15 protein-coding genes are annotated in these 16,656 nt (G+C 36.6%); 9 read left to right on the top strand and 6 right to left on the bottom strand.

The window, feature by feature from the left end; all coding sequences use genetic code 11:
• Positions 1 to 4 precede the first annotated feature (4 nt).
• Entirely contained in the window at positions 5 to 1,306 is a 1,302-nt protein-coding gene (celB, locus tag CQ058_RS17720) for a PTS cellobiose transporter subunit IIC (protein ID WP_105589903.1), read from the top strand.
• A gap of 9 nt (positions 1,307 to 1,315) precedes the next feature.
• A complete protein-coding gene (locus CQ058_RS17715; protein ID WP_002016162.1) occupies positions 1,316 to 1,633 on the top strand; it encodes a PTS sugar transporter subunit IIA in 318 nt (105 codons plus the stop codon).
• Between the two features lie 110 nt (positions 1,634 to 1,743).
• On the opposite strand, the gene speD is transcribed toward CQ058_RS17715, so the two are convergent.
• Both speD and CQ058_RS17705 read right to left on the bottom strand, forming a co-directional pair.
• The gene (gene speD, locus CQ058_RS17710; RefSeq protein WP_060749239.1) at positions 1,744 to 2,115 is read right to left on the bottom strand and encodes an adenosylmethionine decarboxylase; all 372 of its coding nucleotides are present in this window, start codon (positions 2,113 to 2,115) and stop codon (positions 1,744 to 1,746) included.
• 27 nt (positions 2,116 to 2,142) lie between these two features.
• Positions 2,143 to 3,270: a polyamine aminopropyltransferase gene (locus CQ058_RS17705; protein WP_078175845.1), complete on the bottom strand. Its 1,128-nt coding sequence runs from the start codon at positions 3,268 to 3,270 to the stop codon at positions 2,143 to 2,145.
• Positions 3,271 to 3,695: 425 nt separating this feature from the next.
• Here CQ058_RS17705 and CQ058_RS17700 point away from each other — a divergent pair, with 425 nt between their 5' ends.
• The 5 genes from CQ058_RS17700 (at position 3,696) to chbG (ending at position 7,914) form a co-directional block, all read left to right on the top strand.
• Complete coding sequence (locus CQ058_RS17700) at positions 3,696 to 3,998, top strand: PTS sugar transporter subunit IIB (protein ID WP_001023565.1); 303 nt, start codon at positions 3,696 to 3,698, stop codon at positions 3,996 to 3,998.
• Positions 3,999 to 4,014: 16 nt separating this feature from the next.
• Positions 4,015 to 5,322: a PTS cellobiose transporter subunit IIC gene (celB, locus tag CQ058_RS17695; protein WP_002034742.1), complete on the top strand. Its 1,308-nt coding sequence runs from the start codon at positions 4,015 to 4,017 to the stop codon at positions 5,320 to 5,322.
• Positions 5,323 to 5,505: 183 nt separating this feature from the next.
• Positions 5,506 to 5,829, top strand: a complete 324-nt coding sequence (locus CQ058_RS17690; RefSeq protein ID WP_000989054.1) for a PTS lactose/cellobiose transporter subunit IIA — start codon at positions 5,506 to 5,508, stop codon at positions 5,827 to 5,829.
• A gap of 3 nt (positions 5,830 to 5,832) precedes the next feature.
• A complete protein-coding gene (gene celF / locus CQ058_RS17685; RefSeq protein ID WP_002129947.1) occupies positions 5,833 to 7,158 on the top strand; it encodes a 6-phospho-beta-glucosidase in 1,326 nt (441 codons plus the stop codon).
• A gap of 51 nt (positions 7,159 to 7,209) precedes the next feature.
• Complete coding sequence (gene chbG / locus CQ058_RS17680; protein WP_002192270.1) at positions 7,210 to 7,914, top strand: chitin disaccharide deacetylase; 705 nt, start codon at positions 7,210 to 7,212, stop codon at positions 7,912 to 7,914.
• A gap of 40 nt (positions 7,915 to 7,954) precedes the next feature.
• Here chbG and CQ058_RS17675 read toward each other — a convergent pair whose 3' ends face one another.
• Positions 7,955 to 9,136 carry a chromate transporter gene (locus tag CQ058_RS17675; RefSeq protein WP_105589902.1) on the bottom strand — a complete coding sequence of 394 codons (1,182 nt, stop codon included), beginning with the start codon at positions 9,134 to 9,136 and terminating at the stop codon, positions 7,955 to 7,957.
• A gap of 189 nt (positions 9,137 to 9,325) precedes the next feature.
• On the opposite strand from CQ058_RS17675, the gene exsM reads away from it, so the two are divergent.
• Entirely contained in the window at positions 9,326 to 9,739 is a 414-nt protein-coding gene (gene exsM / locus CQ058_RS17670; protein WP_002166452.1) for an exosporium regulatory protein ExsM, read from the top strand.
• Between the two features lie 73 nt (positions 9,740 to 9,812).
• Here exsM and CQ058_RS17665 read toward each other — a convergent pair whose 3' ends face one another.
• From CQ058_RS17665 to CQ058_RS17655, 3 genes are all read right to left on the bottom strand, one after another.
• Positions 9,813 to 12,491: a sigma-54-dependent transcriptional regulator gene (locus CQ058_RS17665; RefSeq protein WP_002191171.1), complete on the bottom strand. Its 2,679-nt coding sequence runs from the start codon at positions 12,489 to 12,491 to the stop codon at positions 9,813 to 9,815.
• Positions 12,492 to 12,749: 258 nt separating this feature from the next.
• Complete coding sequence (locus tag CQ058_RS17660) at positions 12,750 to 13,487, bottom strand: polysaccharide deacetylase family protein (protein WP_002129943.1); 738 nt, start codon at positions 13,485 to 13,487, stop codon at positions 12,750 to 12,752.
• A gap of 208 nt (positions 13,488 to 13,695) precedes the next feature.
• On the bottom strand, positions 13,696 to 14,769 hold the full coding sequence (locus CQ058_RS17655) for a glycosyltransferase family 4 protein (RefSeq protein ID WP_002068377.1): 1,074 nt from the start codon (positions 14,767 to 14,769) through the stop codon (positions 13,696 to 13,698).
• A 450-nt stretch (positions 14,770 to 15,219) separates the two neighbouring features.
• On the opposite strand from CQ058_RS17655, the gene CQ058_RS17650 reads away from it, so the two are divergent.
• Positions 15,220 to 16,590, top strand: a complete 1,371-nt coding sequence (locus CQ058_RS17650; protein ID WP_105589901.1) for a UDP-glucose dehydrogenase family protein — start codon at positions 15,220 to 15,222, stop codon at positions 16,588 to 16,590.
• Positions 16,591 to 16,656: the final 66 nt, after the last annotated feature.

Raw genomic sequence — 16,656 nt, 5'->3', positions numbered from 1 at the left:
ATAGATGATAGGGTTCTTAGAGAGATATGTGATGCCAGTAGCAGGGAAGGTTGCAGAACAGAGACATTTGCAAGCGATTCGTGATGGAATTGTTTTAACGATGCCTTTCTTGATTATTGGATCTTTTTTTCTAATCATTAGTGCTCTTCCGATACCTGGGTATAATGATTTTATGGCAGGAATCTTCGGAAAGAATTGGAATGTAGCATTAGGGTACCCAGTGGGGGCTACTTTTAATATAATGTCTTTAATAGCTGTTTTTGGAATCGCTTACAGATTAGGAGAACAATATAAAGTAGATGCTTTAGCGGCAGGTGCATTGTCACTTGTAGCATTTTTGCTTGCAACACCATTCCAAGTTATGTATATGATACCAAATACGAAAGAAAGTATACTTGTAGATGGAGTTATACCAGCTGCGTTAATGGGAAGCCAAGGGTTGTTTGTAGCGATGATTATTGCAATTATATCTACTGAAATTTATCGATTTGTTGTACAGAAAAAGATGATTATAAAGATGCCAGAGACAGTTCCGCCAGCAGTAACGCGTTCATTTGCTGCGCTTATTCCAGGCTTTATTGTTGTGACGGTTATTTGGATCATTAGATTAATTTTTGAACATACGACTTTCGGTAGCATCCATAATGTTATAGGAAAGCTTTTACAGGAGCCTCTTAGTGTACTTGGGGCTAGCATTTGGGGTGCGATAATCGCAGTTATCATTGTCCATGTACTTTGGGCGTGCGGAATTCATGGAGCTGCAATTGTTGGTGGTGTAATGAGTCCGATTTGGTTGTCATTAATGGATCAAAATCGAATTGCATTTCAGGCAGGGCAAGATGTACCGAATACGATTACTGCACAGTTCTTTGATTTATGGATTTATATGGGCGGTTCTGGTGCAACACTTGCTTTAGTTGTAGGAATGTTATTATTTGCGCGAAGTCAGCAATTGAAAAGTTTAGGGCGATTATCGATTGCACCAGGTATTTTTAATATTAATGAAATGGTGACTTTCGGTATGCCGATAGTAATGAACCCGCTTTTACTTATTCCATTTATACTTGTACCAGTTGTTTTAACGATTGTTTCTTATTTTGCAATGGAATGGGGATGGGTTGCACGTCCGAGCGGAGCTGCTGTACCTTGGACTACACCTATTCTTTTTAGTGGATATTTAGGATCAGGCGGGAAAATTTCAGGGGTTATTTTACAGCTCATTAACTTTGCACTTGCATTTCTTATTTATTTTCCATTCTTAAAAATATGGGATAAACAAAAAGTAGCGGAAGAAAAGGGGGAGTAAAGAACTAAAATGGATACGATAGAGACGAAAGCTTTTCACTTAATTTTGCATGGTGGTAATGCGAGAAGCTGCTCAATGGAAGCAATTGATTGCGCAAAGCGCGGTGAATTTCAGGAAGCAGAAGCGAAACTACAAGAAGCTTTAAATGAATTGCAAGAGGCGCATCGCTTACAAACAGAGCTCATACAGAAAGAGGCCGCCGGGGAAAAAACCGAAGTTACCCTTTTGATGGTGCATGCACAAGATCATTTAATGAACGCAATTACAGTGAAGGAATTGGCGAGTGAGTTTGTAGAATTATATAGGAAGATGTCGGTGGATGAATGAACCTTGCTTATGCGAGGTTTTTTTATGTATGTGTCCGTACCATCAGTGGAGTGTTTGTTCCACTGATGGTATTTACAATCCTCCTTTTTACGGATGGGTAAGAGTGATAATTAATCGGCAGTAATAATCTCTCCTGTACCACGAATTAGTTTTTTTATATGCATCTCATTTGGTCTTAATATGCTTACGATATAATTAATCGCTATTTGCGGTTCAACGGTCGTACCGCACGTATAACAGTCGATGGCTGCAAAGTTTTTTTCTGGATAAGTGTGAATTGAAAGGTGGCTTTCGGATAGTAAAACTAAAACAGTAACGCCATGCGGATCGAATTCTTTTGTACTTACGTTTAAAATATGGGCACCAGAGCAATCTGCAGCGTTAACTAAATGATATTCTAAAAAGTGAACATCATCTAATAGGGAAAAGTCCACTCCCCATAAATCTACTATTATATGCTTACCAAAAGTAGAATATTCCATAGGGTAGCACTCCTTACTATAATATTGTCAAAACTCCATTTCCTTTTTGTAACATTGATGTAGGATAAGATTCGATTCTGAGTTTAAAAGAGCGAGATTACGTTGTTCTAAATGTTCTTCTTTAAATTGAAACAAAGGAGAAAGAAGAGAAGGTAATGTTCGAGGAGTTGGTATTACATATAATTGCTCAATTTGATCGAGTACATAGGCAGAATTAGCAGCAATATGAAATCCCCAGTCAGTTCCGAAAGAAGGAACGATTGTATGATAACTTTTCACAGTTAATCCAGCATGTTCAATAGTGTTACCGATGCTCCAATATACTAGAGGTGCATCAGCAGGTGAATTAGATTGGCAGACGAACGCACCATCTTCTGTTAAAAACGTAGCTATACGAGCAAAAAGTTCGCTTGTATATAAAGTACTTAATAACTCTGTCGCTGGATCAGGAAAATCAATAATGATTACATCGTATAAAGATGAAGGTGAATTTAGAAATTCTTTTGCATCGCATACGTGCACGTTCACGCGATTATCAAAAAAAGCGTTTTTGTTTAAAGATACTATTTCTGGAACATTACGTGCCATATTAATCATTGCCTCGTCTAAATCAACAAGGTCTACGTGTAGCACAGTTTCATATTTCAAAACTTCTCGTAAGGCAAGACCATCGCCACCACCTAATATGAGAACACGTTTTGGATCAATTACTTTTGCCATAATCGGATGTACAAGCGCTTCATGATAAATTTGCTCATCAACGGAGCTGAATTGTAGTTGCTTGTCCAAGTATAAGCGAACATCGTTTACTTGGACTAAATTAATATTTTGATAATTACTCTTTTCTTCAAATAAATTCGTATGTTCACCAGCTTGTATTTCCTTTAGAGAAATTTCATCCCACACATCTAAGCTGTGTGAATCTGTGGGTACTATAATTACATTTTCCGATTGTACTTGCTTATCGTCTTCATCCTCGTCGTGTTTATCTGGTTCGTCGTGTTTGTCAGGTCTGTCTTGTTTATCTTCAGTGTCCTGTCGATCTAGTGTATCCGTGTTGGAATTTAATTCAGAATCCTCTTCTTGTTTATACCATTTATTTTGAACCTGTATTCTATAAATCTTCATTCTCTTCTTTTTTCTATGCTTTGGCATTGGAATCCCCTTTCAAAATACTTTATTTTATTCTATTCTATGTAATTTAATAGAGTTTGACTGGACAATAACTAGACGAGTGTTTTGAATAGGTATTTGTTTTGATTTGAGTTGAAATATTATATTTTTTGGTACTATATTTTCGCACTTTTAAAAAAATTAGTGTTTTTTTGTTTTAAACACAACTAGACAACTAAACACTAATCTATTTTCATACAGTTATGTGTTAAAAGTGAGGTGTTTTATAACACACTGTGTGTTTTTTTGGGGACACACTAATTGAAAGCGGTAACACACAAAGAAATCACTCGAAAAAACGCTGATTTTAGGCGTTTTGAAAAGTTGGCACGGTAATTGCATTAATAAATAGCGTAAAGAAAAATAAAAAACATAAATTTTTTATACCACACAAGGGGGATTTATAAATGAATATTTTATTATGTTGTTCAGCAGGGATGTCTACAAGTTTACTAGTTACAAAAATGGAAGCGGCTGCAAAAGCTCGTGGTCTAGAAGGTAAGATTTGGGCTGTATCTGGGGATGCAGTAAAAAACAATATCGATCAAGCAGACGTACTATTATTAGGACCGCAAGTTCGTTACATGCTTTCTACAATGAAAACGCTTGCCGATGAGAAAAACGTTGGAGTCGATGTTATTAACCCAATGCACTACGGCATGATGAATGGAGAAGCAGTTTTAGATCACGCATTAACACTAAAAAAATAATTAGGGGGGAAGCGAAATGCAAAAGTTTATTGCATTTATGGAGAAGTATATTGTTCCTGTCGCTGGTAAAATCGGATCGCAACGTCACTTAGCTGCGATCCGTGATGGATTTATTGCAGTTATGCCACTTATTTTAGTTGGTGCATTGGCATCACTAATTAATGGTTTTCCGTCTGAAGCTTTCCAAGAGTTCATGAAAGGTTTGTTTGGTGAAACGTGGAAACAAGTTGGCGGTGGAATGTGGACTGGTTCTTTCGCAATTCTAGCACTAATCATAGCATTTACAACAAGTTATAACTTAGCAAAATCTTACGGCGTTGATGGTTTGTCAGCAGGTATTATTTCATTTGGTGCGTTAATTATTCTTACGCCAACAACACCGAAAGAAGGCGGATTGAACTTAGCTTGGACAGGGGCACAAGGGCTATTCGTAGCAATTATCGTGGCACTCCTTGTTACTGAGGTATTCCGTTTCTTTGTACAAAGAAACATTACTTTTAAAATGCCTGATGGAGTACCACCAGCAGTTTTAAGATCTTTCGCAGCTATAGTTCCAGCATTTGTTATCTTAACAGTAGTTGCAGGTATTCAATTAGCAGTGAAATTAGCTGGTACAAGTGTTCATGAATTTATCTTTAATACGATTCAATCACCACTGCAAAGTTTAGCAGGGACATTACCAAGTGCAATTGTCATTGTACTCCTTGTTCATCTTCTTTGGTTCTTCGGTTTACATGGGCCAAATATCGTTGGTGGTATTATTGAGCCATTATACTTACCGGCATTAGAGAAAAATATGAAGTTATTCCAAGGTGGTACATCCGCATTTGATGTTCCAAACATTATTACAAAACCATTCTTTGATACTTTTGTATATCTTGGTGGTTCTGGTGCAACATTAGCGTTCTTAGTGGTCGTATTACTTGTAGCAAAAAGTGCACAATTACGCGGTGTATCTCGCTTATCAATTGGACCAGGTGCATTCAATATTAACGAACCAGTAATCTTTGGTACACCAATTATTTTAAATCCAATTTTATTCTTACCGTTTATCATAACACCAATCGTATTAGTAATTACTTCTTATACAGCGATATCTATTGGTTGGGTACCAAAAACAGTTGTGATGATTCCATGGGCAACACCACCAATTATTAGTGGTTATCTTGTAACGGGTGGACATTTCTCAGGTGCAGTTCTACAGTTATTCAACTTTGTAATTGCGATGGTAATCTACTATCCATTCGTTGTATTATCTGACCGTTCTGTTGTTCGTACTGAAAAAGCAGCAGCACAAGGAAATAACAACTCTGTACCTATGTAACATAGTAATTGTTCTCACAGGTAACATTATCTGTGAGAACAATCACCTTTATATCATGTTCAGAAAGATGAGACCCATCTACAAGAACACCAAACTATCATTAATAAAATAATAATTTAATAGAAATGTTCAAACTGAAGGGGTATTTAAATCGGTTGAACCATAATAGAGAGGGCGGTAATTATGATGACTACAGCAGAACAAATTCCATTCCAATTGATTTTAAATAGTGGTAATGCACGAAGCTTTGCAATGGAGGCACTGCAATTCGCCAAACAGGGGAAAATGGCAGAAGCTGATGAAGCGATGGTAAAGGCGAAAGAAGCGATTAATGAAGCGCATCATTTCCAAACAGAGCTCATACAATCAGAAGCAAGAGGGGAAAAAACAGAGATTAGTGTTCTTTTAATTCATGCGCAAGATCATTTAATGAATTCTATTACGGTAAAAGAATTAGCGGCAGAATTTATTGACCTTTATAAAAAGCTAGAAGCGAAAGGGGAATAAAGCATGACTGGAATTAAAATTGCTACAATCGGCGGTGGCTCTAGTTATACACCAGAGTTAATTGAAGGATTTATTAAACGTTATGACGAGCTTCCTGTTCGTGAAATTTGGTTAGTAGATATTGAGGCAGGAAAAGAGAAGTTAGAAATCGTTGGTGACTTAGCGAAACGTATGGTGAAAAAATCAGGTTTACCAATTGATATTCATTTAACACTTGATCGCCGTGAGGCATTAAAAGGTGCTGACTTCGTAACAACGCAGCTTCGCGTTGGTTTGTTAGAAGCACGTGCAAAAGATGAAGCAATTCCATTAAAATATGATGTAATTGGTCAGGAAACGAATGGTCCTGGTGGTTTGTTCAAAGCGCTGAGAACGATTCCTGTTATTTTAGATATTTGTAAGGACATGGAGGAGCTATGTCCAAATGCATGGCTTATTAACTTCGCAAACCCAGCAGGTATGGTAACAGAAGCTGTACTTCGCTACACGAACATTCAACGAGTAGTTGGTCTATGTAACGTTCCAATCGGAATTCGTATGGGTCTTGCAAGATTACTTGAAGTAGATGCAAGCCGGGTACACGTTGATTTCGCTGGTTTAAATCATATGGTATACGGATTAGATGTATACTTGGATGGCGTAAGCGTAATGGATCGTGTATTAGAACTTGTAACAGATCCAGAAAAGCAAATTACGATGGAAAACATTGCTGCGCTTAACTGGGAGCCAGACTTTATTCGCGGTCTTCGTGCAATTCCGTGTCCATATCATCGTTACTACTATAAAACACGTGAAATGTTGGAAGAAGAGAAAGCAGCTTCGATTGAAAAAGGTACACGTGCAGAAGTAGTAAAACAATTAGAAGATGATTTATTCGAGCTGTATAAAGACCCGAATTTAGATATTAAGCCACCACAATTAGAAAAGCGCGGCGGAGCTTATTATAGTGACGCAGCATGTAGCTTAATTACGTCTATTTACAATAATAAAGGTGATATCCAGCCTGTTAATACACGAAACAACGGAACAATTGCAAGCTTGCCACATGATTCGGCTGTTGAAGTGAACTGTATTATTACGAAAGAAGGTCCAAAACCAATTGCGGTCGGAGATCTTCCAGTACCAGTTCGTGGTTTAGTACAGCAAATTAAATCATTTGAGCGCACAACAATTGAAGCTGCTGTTACAGGGGATTATCATAAAGCGCTGCTTGCTATGACAATTAACCCACTTGTACCATCAGATAAAGTTGCAAAACAAATTTTAGATGAAATGTTGGAAGCACATAAAGAACATCTTCCACAATTCTTTAAGAAGATAGAGAAATAAGAAGCGGCGCTGTTTAGCCCGCTTTTTTTAATTCTAGTAGGAGGTATTGCGATGATTAAACTAATTGTAAATGCAGATGATTTCGGTCTTACGGAAGGTACAAATTACGGAATTATTGATGGACATAAAAACGGGATTGTAAATTCAACGACGATGATGATGAATATGCCAGGGACAGAGCATGCCGTACGCTTAGCGAAAGAGTATAAAACGTTAGGGATAGGAGTTCATCTCGTATTAACGGCAGGAGAACCGCTTCTTAAAGATGTTCCATCACTTGTAAGTAGCGATGGATTGTTTCATAAACAAAGTGTTGTCTGGGAAGGAAATATAAATCCAGAAGAGGTAGAAAAAGAATGGACTGCTCAAATTGAGAAGTTTTTATCTTACGGATTAACACCAACTCATTTAGATAGTCATCATCACGTGCATGGATTACCGCTTTTACACGACGTTCTTGAGAGATTAGCAAGTAAATATAATGTTCCAATTCGTCGTTGTGAAGAAGAGCGAGCGGTGCGCCCATTTTCAGATGTGTTTTACAGTGACTTTTACGCTGACGTTGTGACGGAAGATTACTTTGTGAAGTTAAAGGAAAGAGTGCAGGACGAGCAAACGGTAGAAATTATGGTGCATCCAGCTTATATTGACCCAGAGCTTGTGAAACGTTCTTCTTACGTAATGGATCGCGTGAAAGAGCTGCGTATTTTAACGGAGAGTGAGCTGCCTGAGGGAATGGAGCTTGTGAAGTTTTAATAGGAAAACGACGGCTAAATGGGGCCGTCGTTTTTTGTGCTTACAAAATGGATAGAACATATCCACCGAAGGCCCCGATTATAACGATAACCCAAGGTGGTGTTTTCCAAAAAGCGAGTAAGCAAAATAGAAGAGAAGCAAAAACGAAATCTACAGAATTCATAATTGTACTCGTCCAAATTGGATCATAAAAAGCTGCAAGTAAAATGCCGACAACGGCTGCGTTTACTCCAAGTAGTGCACCTTGTATGTAAGATACTCTCCTTACACTGTCCCAAAATGGTAAAACGCCAACAACGAGCAGGAAGGCAGGAAGAAAGATAGCGATCGTTGCAACAACTGCTCCGGCGGTTCCATTTAGCGCTGCTCCTATATAAGAAGCGAATGTAAATAGTGGCCCTGGCACTGCTTGTGTTAATCCGTATCCAGCTAGAAATTGTTCTTTTGTCATCAGCCCGTTTTGTACAAACTCACTTTCAAGAAGAGGAAGTACGACGTGCCCTCCGCCAAATACAAGTGCACCAGAGCGATAGAAGCTGTCAAATAAAGAGATGAAATAAGAGTATGGTCGTAACATCGGTAACAGTATTAATAGTCCGAAGAATAAGACGAGACAAGATATGGCTACCATTTTTGAAATAGGTACGTTTATTTTATGAGCTTGGCTAACTGGCTGGCCACGATATAAAAACCAACCGATGAAACCAGATACTATAATGAGAATTACTTGTGTCCAGCTACTTGGCCATAATAGGGCGATTGCGGCAGTTGCAATTGCGATTGTTGCACGGTTTCGGTCTGGTGTTAACTTTTGAGCCATTCCCCATATTGCATGAGCGACAATTGCGACCGCTACAAGTTTCAGTCCGTGAATCCAGCCAGTACTTCCAAGCTCGAATTGGTTAAAAAATGAAGCGAAGAAAACTAAAACGAGCACAGATGGGAGAGTGAATCCGATCCATGAAATAATGGCTCCTAATAATCCGCTGCGCAATAAGCCAACTCCCATACCGACTTGGCTGCTAGCAGGGCCAGGAAGGAATTGACATAGTGCTACTAAGTCCCCGTAACTTCGTTCATCCATCCATTTTCTTTTTTGCACGTATTCATGGTGGAAATAACCAAGATGGGCGACGGGACCACCAAATGAAGTAAGTCCCAATTTAAATGATACGAGAAAAATCTCTATTAATGATTGGAAAGAGTAGTTATTATTTTTCAAAATTTCCTCCTAGACTGTTTTTCTAAGTGCATTATACAAGAGGGAGTAAAGCAAAAGAAACGATTTTAATGTAAAGATTGTGTGAATCTTTTCTTCGTAATTAAAATTTGAAAAAGTCATAAATGATTATGTCTAAACCATAAAGTAGTAGAAGTAGTGCTGGGAAATTTATATGAGGAGAATGCCCGTATGACAACACATTTCTTTGCTAGGTTAACAGGGAAGAGGGAAGTACCTCCTGTAAATACAGAAGCTTACGGTGTAACAGAGCTCATTTTTAGTGAAGATTTAAAGAAGTTGCAATATCGGGTCATATTAAAAAATATAAAAAAAATCACGTCATGTCAAATTCATTTAGGAAAAGCGAATCAAATTGGTCCAGTTATTTTAAGTTTGTTTGGTCCGTTAGAGCAAGGGATTAGTGTGAATGAAGGAGTCGTTACTGGTGTAGCTAGAGTAGAGGATTTTGAAGGGCCTTTACAGGGGAGAGCATTTGACAGCTTGTTTCAAGAGATAATGCAAGCAAATGTATATGTAAATGTTAATACGAAATCTAATAAAAAGGGAGAAATAAGGGGGAGAATAAGGGAAGTAAAGAAGTAAGCGAAAAGGCTGTCCAAAAAACATTTTGGAACAGCCTTTTCTAATTATATAGAGTGCTACAATATCCCCTAGTTTAATTTTTTACAGGCTGATTTTTAATGAAGAAGTCCATTATATAAAATACTTCGTCATCTGGGATTTGTATTTCAAATGTATTTTCAATAGGTTGCAATGCTTTTTTCACTTTCATATACATCCAGTACTCATCTTGTCTTCGTTTCTCTTTATCAGGATGAGGGAGGAGACTTTCGCCTTTTTGAAGACGGTCAACCATGCAGCTCATATGCAAAATCACACCCATTAAACTGTCGGGAGTTAGCTGTAAAGAAATCAATTCTTGAATTGTATTTAATGCATAACGAATTGTTTTAATAAGTAATGCTCCATCGTTACGCTGCATTTGTTGTTCAAGAATATCAGCCATTTTTGCATATGTTTCTTCATACGTAATCAATTCTTGAATTGGTTGAATAGCTGTGTAGTTCACAATGTCTTGGAAATGATATGTTAAGCAAGGTATTTGCATATCGAAATTCGTGACGATACAAATGATATTACGCTCTTTTTTTATGTTCTCGATCATTTTCGTTAAATCTTTTTCATGAACGATGCTAATCGGAATAATTTCAATTAAGTCTTTATCAAAGCGTAAATAGTTCTCTAACATTTTTTGAATTGCTAAAGCACTTCCTTCGCCGGTTAAACAAGCTGTTAAAATCACGGATTTCATTGGCGATAGTGGCTTTTTCTTTTCTTCCTGTACGTTTAAATAGAACGGTGTTAAGTTCTTCACTGTTTCGTATAGTGCATCTAATGAATAGCCAAGTTGAGCTTTTCGAGCTGCTTCTAGTGCGTGTGGTGTACTCGTCATGGAAAGAACACGTACAGGGATTTTGAATTCAGTTTCTAATATATCACCAATATAAGCGAGAGATCCCATATCAACAAGTAAGAGAAGCCCGTTTACATTTTGAAGTGTTTTCATATACACTTTAACACGCTCTAAGAAGTCTTTTGGTGATTCATGCAAGGGCATATCGATACCAGTTACTTCATCAATACCGAGAAGTTCGTTTGCAACGTTTGCCATTTCTGTTGCGATGCCATTACCGTGTGCTAATATTAATACTTTTACTTCTGTTTGTGAGGCAGGAATTGGATCAACAACGAAGAACATTGTTAAAAAGCCAGCTTCATCAATAGGTATTGTTATTTGTAATTCTTCTTCTAATAGCTGAATACATTGCATAGCTACGGAAAAAGCTTCTTTATATTTCGTACGAATTTGATTTAATTGTGGGTGGTGAATTTGTTTCCCGCCCTGTAAACGTTGTAGAGTTGTCTGTACATGTAAACTTAAAGCGAGAAATACTTTTTCATCGAAAGTTTTAGATAAATATTTTTCAGCTAGTTCCGCGATTTTTTCACATACGGAAACGATATTACGATCCACAATTTTAAAAACATTTTCATGACTTGTCTTTTTAGATATTTGGTTAAAGTATTGGACGAAAAAGCTTTGAATATCATTTTCTATTAGTAATTCTAATTCTTCCTCTTCAATGCCGCGTGCTTGAAGTTCTTCATATTTATAATCAATATAATCGTAAATAGAAGAGCGACTTCCTTCGGGTTTTATTGTATGTTTACTCCAACCTTCATCACCTGTAAATACAAATGTTTCATTTGGTATTTGATATAGATGACGGCTCTTTCTTTCAATAAATAATCCTTCTTTCATATACCAAGGTAAATCTGTACTTGAAACACAGACAGAATCACGTTTTTTTGTTACGAAATCAGAATAAGCTTTCGCACAGGCAATTTGTACGTCCGTTTTCAATTGACCGATGTTATTTGGACAATTGTAAAAGACGAAAGCACGCATTGTATTTGGACTAACATGAATCTCTTTCCTTAGACGAATTGCTTCATTTGTAAAAAATAGTTGTAGTAAAGCAAACCGTTCTTTATGTGTTCGCTCACGAAGTGGTGGAAGCGTAACGGTCATCGGAATACGTCTTGTAAATGTTTTTAATAAAAATGAATTTGGTTCTTCGGTTGTTGCAGTAATAATCAACACTCGTGCCTTACGTTCATTTTCCGTTTCTCCAAGGCGGCGGTATACTCCGCGATCAATAAATGTGAAGAGCATCTCTTGTCCTTCTGGAGGAAGGCGATGTACTTCATCTAAGAAGAGGATTCCTTCATGTGCTTTTTCAATTAACCCTTTTTGATCACTGGCACCTGTGTAAGCTCCTTTTTTTATCCCAAATAACTGTCCAAGTAGTAGTTGTGGATTGTTTGCATAATCAGCACAGTTAAAGACGATAAAAGGTGCATCTTTTGGAAGTTGTTCCACTTCAATTGCGTATTCGTGCATTAAAGAAGCGAACATCGATTTTCCGACACCTGTTTCTCCAAGTAGTAAAGTATGCATACCGTTTGGAGGATAGAGAATAGAAGCTTTTGCTTTTTCAATTGCAATTTTTAGGCTTGTATTTTCAATAGCAAATGTATCTAATGAAGTGCCCTTTGTTGAATGCGTTTCCAATGAAGTGTTCGTTTCTATATAAAAACGGACAGGGCGTGTACTCGTTTTTAATAAACGATTATCTTTCACAAGCTTGTTTAAATCGCTACTAACATTTGCACGGTCTAACTGTAGAATTGTAGCGAGTTCTGATGCTGTTATACCTTCTGTATAATTCCCTTTTTGTATTGCGTTAAAAATGAGATCTATTCGTTTCATTTCTATTCACCTCGAAACTTCATCACTATTTAAAATTCTACACAAAAATGAGAAGTGTGGGAAGAGAAAAATAAAGTGAAACTTTAATCAGTGGGGTTTTTGTTCATCCCCACTAATTATTAGCCTTCACCAATCGGGCGTTTACGGGCAGTTGATCTCCCACCTAACTTCTTTGTTCCAGCTGAATTTTGAGGTGGGAGTCTTACTGGCCGGCAAATAGCGGGGTAAAACAGCTTTAGTACATAGGCACTAAAGCTGTTACAATCTTGTGTCTTTCCAAAAATTCACTTCGAGATGGGAAGATGGATTGTAGGGAAGTAGTTTATATCCTTGTGAGTGTAAATAATCAATTACTTTTGGGAGTATTTGCACTGTGACACTAGAATCATGCATTAAAATAACCTCTACTTGTTCATCGCTTTGATTTCGTACCCTTTCTAGTATTGCGGAAGGATTATCATAGCTTTTCCAGTCATATGTATCAATTGTCCAATCCCACATTTTATACTGGGCAGATACGAGTGCATCACGGTAATTCTTTTTTAAGTAAGGCATGCTACCGTATGGGACCCGAACGAGATGTGTATTTAAATGTGTAACTTGCTGGACAATGTTTTGGGTTTGCTCCATTTCTGCAATTAAAACAGATGGATCGCCAGTATAAAGACGTTTTACATCATGCGACATACTATGGAGACCGATATAATGTCCATCTTTAATCAATCGCTCCATCGTTTTTTTATAATGTGGCACCTTTCCGCCAATAACGAAGAAAGTTGCTTTTCCGTTCTTCTCTTTTAAAATATTTAAAATTTGTGGTGTGTATTTATTTGGTCCGTCATCAAATGTTAAGTACGCAATTTTTGTTGTAGGAGAGGTAGTTTGAATACTTTGGTAATCTTTTACTTGAATGTCTGTAGTTGCTTTTGTATTCGATGATGCGTACATAGTAATAGTTAAAAATAAAATTATACATTGAAGTAATCGCTTGATCATAACATTCACCCTCAGTTTGACAATCAAGATGTAAAAATGAAAATTTGATACTTTTTTCGTTATACGTATATCTTTCTCCAATAGAGGCACTCTCAAACAATCTATATTTTGGAAATGGGGAATAAGGATTAAAAAATAAAAAATAGCATCCTCTTATGAAAAGAGGATGCTATTTGAATATTTCATAATAGTAAAGGCTATACTACAATTAGTCTTCGCGTTTTTTCACTTTTTTATAGAAGGAAATAATTGGTTTGTAACGTTCGTGTACAAGACCGATTACTTCAGCAATGATTTCTGTAAAGAAGATTAAAATGAAAAGAAGAATAATGGATAACCATAATGTTGCACTACTGAAAATAATTGCATTTACACTAAAGAAAATACCCAATGCGTAAATAATTAGTACCGTTTTACGATGAGAGAATCCCATTGCAAGCAAACGGTGATGTAAATGCGATTTATCAGGTGCTGAAATAGGCTTTTTATTTACGATACGGCGGATAATTGCAAATGTCGTATCAAATATAGGTACACCTAAAATAATGATTGGAACGATAAAACTGAATAACGTTACGCTTTTGTATAATCCAAGTAACGATATAACAGAAATACAGTATCCTAAAAATAGTGCTCCTGTATCTCCCATGAAAATTTTTGCTGGATGGAAGTTGTAGAATAAAAATCCAATTGTACTTGCTAATGTAATCAGTGCTAGAGGTAATATAATAGCTGCTCCAGTACCCCATGGGCTAGTGAAGGCCATATATGCTAGCGTTGCAAGTACGATAGATGAAATCCCTGCGGATAATCCATCTAATCCATCAATTAAGTTGATGGCATTTGTAATACCTACAATCCAAAATACAGTAATTGGATAAGCAAGCCATCCGAGTTCAGTATCTCCAAGAATTGGAATATATAATACTTGCACTAATAATCCACTTTTTACAATCATGATGGCAACTAATAGTTGTCCACCGAATTTTACCCTCGCAGATAGTTCGTACATATCATCTAAAATCCCGATGATAACAATGATGATAGCACCTAAAGTTATCGATAACATTCTTTGTTCGTACAATCCACCGACAACAAATCCTACGGCTACACCGATGAAAATTGCTAACCCGCCAAGACGAGGCATAATTTTTTGGTGTACTTTACGCGCATTTGGCTTGTCTGTTGCTCCTATTTTGAAAGCTAATTTAATAACTAAAGGAGTAACGACGAGTACAGTGATGAAAGATGCCAAAATGGCATAAATCACTTGTGAGTCCATTAATACCCCACCCTTTATAGTTTAACGTAATTTTTTCAATCATATTTATCTGAAAATTATGATGTTTATTTACAGGCTCATAACATATGGTATCACAAAAAGATTAGAATTCAATCTTTTTTTCTTTTGGCTGTAAAGGGCAGTGAATAGAATATATGACAATTGGATATGGAATGTTGTGTCCTTAGAGAAGGTTGATCTCATATTGTGTCTTGTAATATGACATTGTACTCCCCTCTCATATAGCGATGACTTTTGTTTCAGTATTATAAGTGTTGCACGTAAAATGAGTAAGTTCCGTGTTAAATTGTGGGAATTTACATTTTGTATATATTGCATCATTTAACTTTACAAAATCTTAAAAAATAATAAAAAAACGATTCATATAATGAAGAAGTGAAAGAGTTTTCTCATTCTTAGTGTGAGAGGGGGAAGCGCAGGGGGAGTTCTATGTATTCGTATATTTTCTTATGTATATTCCTGTGCGAAAAGAAAATGAAAATTACGATAATAGGTACCGGATATGTTGGATTGATTACAGGAGTAGGATTGGCGAGATTGGGACATTCAGTCACATGTTTCGATATAAATAGTGGGAAAATTGAACGGATTAAACAAGGCGAGTTACCTATTTATGAATGTGGATTAAATGAATTAATAAATGAAGCATACGAGAATAATCATTTAACTTTTACAGCAAGTAAATCAGCGGCATTTAATGATGTAGAGTTTATATTTATTGCAGTTGGAACGCCATCTTTATTAGATGGAACAGCAGATTTAACGTATATTCGTAGTGCTTGTGATGATATTGGAACATATGTGAATAACGATATTATTGTTGTTACGAAAAGTACGGTTCCTGTAGGGACAAATGATGTAATGAGAGAATGGATTGAGGATAAACTACAAGGTAGACATGAATTATATATTGTATCGAATCCAGAGTTTTTAAGAGAAGGTTCTGGTATTTATGATTTTTTTCAGGGTGATCGTATCGTAATTGGAGCATGTAGTGAAGAAGCAGCAAGGAAAGTAGAGAATTTGTACAGTAAATTAAGCTTACAAACGTATATTACAGATATTCGAAGTGCTGAGATGATTAAATATGCATCTAATGCTTTTTTAGCTACGAAGATTAGTTTTATTAATGAAATTTCTAATATATGTGAGCAAGTGGGTGCAGATATAGTAGATGTAGCTACAGGGATGGGGATGGATAAGAGAATTGGTGCATCTTTTTTAAATGCAGGCATCGGATATGGAGGATCTTGTTTTCCAAAAGATACGAAAGCACTTGTGCAAATTGCAGGGAATGTTTCTCATGATTTTCGCTTGTTGAAAGCAGTCATTGAAGTGAATAATAAACAACAGTTGTTGTTAGTTGAAAAAGCGAAGAAGATTATAGATATGAAGAAGAAGCGAATTGCGGTTCTTGGTGCAGCATTCAAACCGAATACTGACGATATTAGGGAAGCGCCATCACTTATTATAATAGAAGGATTAATTAATATAGGTGCGGATGTGGTTTTATATGACCCGCAAGCTATTCAAAATGTAAGAAGTTTATTTGGAAATACGATACGATACGCTGAGTGTATAGATGAATCGATTAGAGAGGCGCATGCAGTTTTTATCGTAACAGAATGGGAATCAATTCGAAATTATCCGCTAGAAAAGTATGCACAGCTTATGAGGGAACCTATTCTATTTGATGGGAGAAATTGTTATACTAATGAGGATGCCGCGAAGCATGGATTAGATTATTACTCAGTTGGGCGAAAAGACGTCTGTAATAGTAATGTTTCTCAGGCACGTTAAAAACTGTATTTTCACATGCATATTTTTATATGCGATAATAGAAGTTTTAACTAGTGAAAGAAAAGA

Source organism: Bacillus sp. MYb56, assembly GCF_002976445.1.
Classification (GTDB): domain Bacteria; phylum Bacillota; class Bacilli; order Bacillales; family Bacillaceae_G; genus Bacillus_A; species Bacillus_A mycoides.
Note: the sequence above shows the minus strand (reverse complement) of the source record. Positions and strands in the feature narration are given on the sequence as shown.

What these genes read in the sequence shown, in the direction of transcription:
- CQ058_RS17715 (WP_002016162.1), top strand. Translation starts at nt 1,316, where the DNA reads ATGGATACGATAGAGACGAAAGCTTTTCACTTAATTTTGCATGGTGGT.
- celB (WP_002034742.1), top strand. Translation starts at nt 4,015, where the DNA reads ATGCAAAAGTTTATTGCATTTATGGAGAAGTATATTGTTCCTGTCGCT.
- CQ058_RS17660 (WP_002129943.1), bottom strand. Translation starts at nt 13,487, where the DNA reads ATGATCAAGCGATTACTTCAATGTATAATTTTATTTTTAACTATTACT.
- CQ058_RS17655 (WP_002068377.1), bottom strand. Translation starts at nt 14,769, where the DNA reads ATGGACTCACAAGTGATTTATGCCATTTTGGCATCTTTCATCACTGTA.
- speD (WP_060749239.1), bottom strand. Translation starts at nt 2,115, where the DNA reads ATGGAATATTCTACTTTTGGTAAGCATATAATAGTAGATTTATGGGGA.
- CQ058_RS17705 (WP_078175845.1), bottom strand. Translation starts at nt 3,270, where the DNA reads ATGCCAAAGCATAGAAAAAAGAAGAGAATGAAGATTTATAGAATACAG.
- celB (WP_105589903.1), top strand. Translation starts at nt 5, where the DNA reads ATGATAGGGTTCTTAGAGAGATATGTGATGCCAGTAGCAGGGAAGGTT.
- CQ058_RS17650 (WP_105589901.1), top strand. Translation starts at nt 15,220, where the DNA reads ATGTATTCGTATATTTTCTTATGTATATTCCTGTGCGAAAAGAAAATG.
- CQ058_RS17700 (WP_001023565.1), top strand. Translation starts at nt 3,696, where the DNA reads ATGAATATTTTATTATGTTGTTCAGCAGGGATGTCTACAAGTTTACTA.
- CQ058_RS17690 (WP_000989054.1), top strand. Translation starts at nt 5,506, where the DNA reads ATGATGACTACAGCAGAACAAATTCCATTCCAATTGATTTTAAATAGT.
- CQ058_RS17665 (WP_002191171.1), bottom strand. Translation starts at nt 12,491, where the DNA reads ATGAAACGAATAGATCTCATTTTTAACGCAATACAAAAAGGGAATTAT.
- chbG (WP_002192270.1), top strand. Translation starts at nt 7,210, where the DNA reads ATGATTAAACTAATTGTAAATGCAGATGATTTCGGTCTTACGGAAGGT.
- celF (WP_002129947.1), top strand. Translation starts at nt 5,833, where the DNA reads ATGACTGGAATTAAAATTGCTACAATCGGCGGTGGCTCTAGTTATACA.
- exsM (WP_002166452.1), top strand. Translation starts at nt 9,326, where the DNA reads ATGACAACACATTTCTTTGCTAGGTTAACAGGGAAGAGGGAAGTACCT.